Origin of the sequence: Streptomyces niphimycinicus (genome assembly GCF_018883605.1) — a bacterium.
In the GTDB taxonomy this organism is placed as follows: Bacteria; Actinomycetota; Actinomycetes; order Streptomycetales; family Streptomycetaceae; genus Streptomyces; species Streptomyces niphimycinicus.
This window is the reverse complement of sequence record NZ_JAHLEM010000266.1, coordinates 1-3121: the sequence shown is the minus strand read 5'-3', so window position 1 is coordinate 3121 and position 3121 is coordinate 1. Positions and strand designations below refer to the sequence as shown.

Below are 3121 nucleotides of genomic sequence, written 5' to 3'. Positions count from 1 at the left end.
CGCCCGGCGGGTCCGGCCCCAAGGCGGCGCCCCGCACCCCGAACACCCCGCCCGCGGGGCGCCGCCGCGGCGAAGGCGCCTGGGGCTGGCTGTTCGTCAGCCCCATGGTGCTGATCCTCGGCCTGTTCCTGGTGCTGCCGATCCTGATGGCCTTGTGGGTCAGCCTGCTGGACTGGGACGGGCAGTCCAACCCGTTCACCGGGCAGGCGAAGTTCGTGGGCCTGGACAACTACCGGACGCTGCTCACCGAGGACGGCCTCGACCGCACCCTCTTCGCGACCTCGCTGCGCAACAACGTCTACTACGTGGCGCTGACCGTGCCGCTGCAGACCAGCCTCGCGCTGCTGCTGGCGCTGATCGTCAACCAGCGGCTGCTGCGCGCCCGGGGCGCCCTGCGCACCACGTTCTTCTTCCCGTCGGTCACCAGCTCGATCGCGGTCTCCACCGTCTTCCTCTTCCTCTTCCAGGGCAGTGGCGCCGTCAACACGCTACTGTCCTGGATCGGAGTGAAGGGCCCCAACTGGTTCGCCGACCCGCGCGGGGTGCTCTCGACGCTGCTCGGCGGCCTGGGGATCGTCGACCCCGCCCACCCCCCGGGTGTGCTGGCAGACCACTCCTTCATGGGCCTTTCCTGGTACGAGTGGCTGTCCGGTCCGTCCGTCGCGATGTGCACGATCATCCTGCTGGCCGTGTGGACGACCTCCGGCACCTTCATGCTGATCTTCCTCGCGGCCCTCCAGGACATCCCCCGCGAGCTGGAGGAGGCCGCCGCCATCGAGGGCGTGAACCGCCGCCAGATGCTGCGCTACATCACGCTGCCCGCGCTGCGGCCGGTGCTCTTCCTCGTCCTCACCCTGGGGACGATCGCCACCTGGCAGGTCTTCGACCAGGTGTATGTGATGGGCCAGGGCGCTCCGGGCAACACGACGCTGACGCCGGCCTTCCTGTCGTACTCGACGGCCTTCGACGGCGCCGACTTCGGGCAGGGCGCGGCCATCGCCTTCATCCTGCTCGTGCTGATCCTCTTCCTTACCGCCCTGCAGCGCTGGGCGCTGCGGGAGCGCGGTCCCCGCCCCGGGAGGAATCGATGAACGCCACGGCCACGGCTGTCCCCAAGGCCAAGGCCAAGGCCAAGGCCTCCGCCCCGGCGCGGGGGCGCCCGGTGCTCGGCCGGTTCCCGCTGCCGCTGCGGGTGCTGGGATACGCGCTGGTGGTGGGGGCCGCACTGCTGTACCTGCTGCCGTTCGCGCTCCAGTTGGTGACCGGGTTCAAGACGGACCCGGATGCGGCGGCGCATCCGCTCGCACTGGTGCCCATCACCCCGACGACCGCCGCCTACCAGCGGCTGTTCGGGCTGAGCCAGGCCGGGGACGGGGTGCCGTTCCTGCGCTGGCTGGGCAACTCGGCGTTTGTCGCGGTCCTGGTCACCGCCGGGCGGGTGCTGTTCAACTCGATGGCGGGATACGCGCTGGCGCGGCTGCGCTTCCCGGGCCGCTCGCTGTTGTTCGCCTTCGTGCTCGCGGTGATGGCGGTGCCCCCGGTGGCGTTGCTGATCCCGAAGTTCCTGGTGCTCAACGCCTTCGGGCTGTTCGACACCTACACCGGCATGATCCTTCCGCTGATGGTGGACGCGGCCGGGATCTTCATCATGAAGCAGTTCTTCGAGTCGATCCCCCGGGAGGTCGAGGAGGCCGCACGGGTGGACGGCGCCGGGGTGATCCGGACCTTCTGGTCGGTGGTGCTGCCGATGGCCCGGCCCGCGCTGATCACCCTGACGATCCTGGCGTTCCAGGGCTCGTGGAACGAGTTCACCCACTTCCTGGTGGCCACGCAGTCCGGCCAGTACGAGACGTTGACGACCGGGCTCGCGCGATTTGTCTCGGGCGGGCTGGGCGGCGGTACGCAGTACCCGCTGAAGCTGGCGGCGGCCCTGCTGGCGACCGTGCCGGTCGCGGCGCTGTTCTTCTGCTTCCAACGCTACTTCGTGCAGGGGGCGAACTCGGGGGCGGTCAAGGAGTAGCCTCGCCCCGCTCGCGACCTGCCCGGTCACGTGCCTCGCGTTCGGCCCGGCGCAGACGTCATCCCGTCAGATCGCCTCCCGTTCGTTCACCGCCGAGTAGTGCCGCAGCTTCTCCTCGTCGACGCGCACGCCCAGGCCCGGGCCCTGCGGGACGGCTAGGCGGCCGTCTATGAGCGGGATCGGGTCGGCGATGTCATCGGCGTGCGGGTAGTACATGCTGTCGCCGGCGCGGCTGAGCGACGGAGTGCTGGCGACCACGTCGGGATGGGCGGCGGTGGCGATGCCGGGTTCGCCGCCGCTGTGCAGGTTCGTGCCGAGGCCGAAGGTCTCGCAGTGGGCGGTGAGGGCCTTGAGCGGCGCGATGCCGCCCCACTTGTGGACATCGCCGTGGACGACGTCCACCGCGCCCAGCCGTACCGCCGGGGCGAAGTCCTCGAAGCGGACGACACACATGTTCGTGCACAGCGGGATGCGCACCTTGGTCCGCACCTGGCCCATGCCCTCGATGCCGGGGCACGGGTCCTCCAGATACTCCAGGTCCAGCTCCTCGACCAGGCGGTGTTGGGGGCGACGCGCAGCTCGGTGTCCGGCAGCGCGGCACGCAGCGCGCGGAAGTTGGCGACGTCGCCGTCCACATCGCCGGTGCCCTTGAGCTTGACCGCCCGGAAGCAGCCCTTCGGCCACCACCCGGGTGGCGTGTTCGGCGAGGGCCTCCGGGGCGGGGCCGTCGGCGCGGGTGACGAGTGCGGTGAGCGGGATGGTGCCGCGTACCGCCGCGCCTAGCAGGTCGGTGAGCGAGTGGCCGGTGGAGCCCGTGGTGTCCCGGCAGGCGATGTCCAGGGCGGCGATGGCGGCGTAGCCGGGGTAGCCGTGGAAGAACGGCACCATTGGCCTGTGCCGACCCGAGCCCGGGAGCTTCTGAAGGCGGCCCCGACGCCGGCTCGGGCGGCGCGGCTGACCCGCACGCAGATGGAGGGCGCGCTCAAGCGGGCCGGTCGCAAGCGGGCATCACGCCTGCTGAGTCTCATTTCAATGTCCATTCATATTTCTCGTTGTGATGTCACTGGTGCGGGAGCTTAGGCAGGTAGCTGACCTGGTGTC

Annotated in this window: 2 protein-coding genes and 2 pseudogenes; 3 read left to right on the top strand and 1 reads right to left on the bottom strand. The window is 70.4% G+C overall.

Features of this window, described 5'->3' with window-relative positions; genetic code table 11:
- Window positions 1-1091, top strand: a 1091-nt coding sequence (locus KN815_RS23600; protein ID WP_372458446.1) for a carbohydrate ABC transporter permease, incomplete at its 5' end; no start/stop codon positions are given.
- Window positions 1088-2020 carry a carbohydrate ABC transporter permease gene (locus KN815_RS23595; protein WP_216343936.1) on the top strand — a complete coding sequence of 311 codons (933 nt, stop codon included), beginning with the start codon at window positions 1088-1090 and terminating at the stop codon, window positions 2018-2020. The genes KN815_RS23600 and KN815_RS23595, both read left to right, overlap by 4 nt.
- Window positions 2021-2086: 66 nt before the next feature.
- Here KN815_RS23595 and KN815_RS23590 read toward each other — a convergent pair.
- Window positions 2087-2655 (bottom strand): annotated as a pseudogene (locus tag KN815_RS23590) (enolase C-terminal domain-like protein).
- 236 nt (window positions 2656-2891) lie between these two features.
- Between KN815_RS23590 and KN815_RS52590 the strand changes: the two are divergent.
- A pseudogene (locus KN815_RS52590) lies at window positions 2892-3025 on the top strand (IS110 family transposase); the annotation flags it as partial.
- Between the last annotated feature and the right edge of the window lie 96 nt (window positions 3026-3121).

What these genes read in the sequence shown, in the direction of transcription:
- KN815_RS23595 (WP_216343936.1), top strand. Translation starts at nt 1,088, where the DNA reads ATGAACGCCACGGCCACGGCTGTCCCCAAGGCCAAGGCCAAGGCCAAG.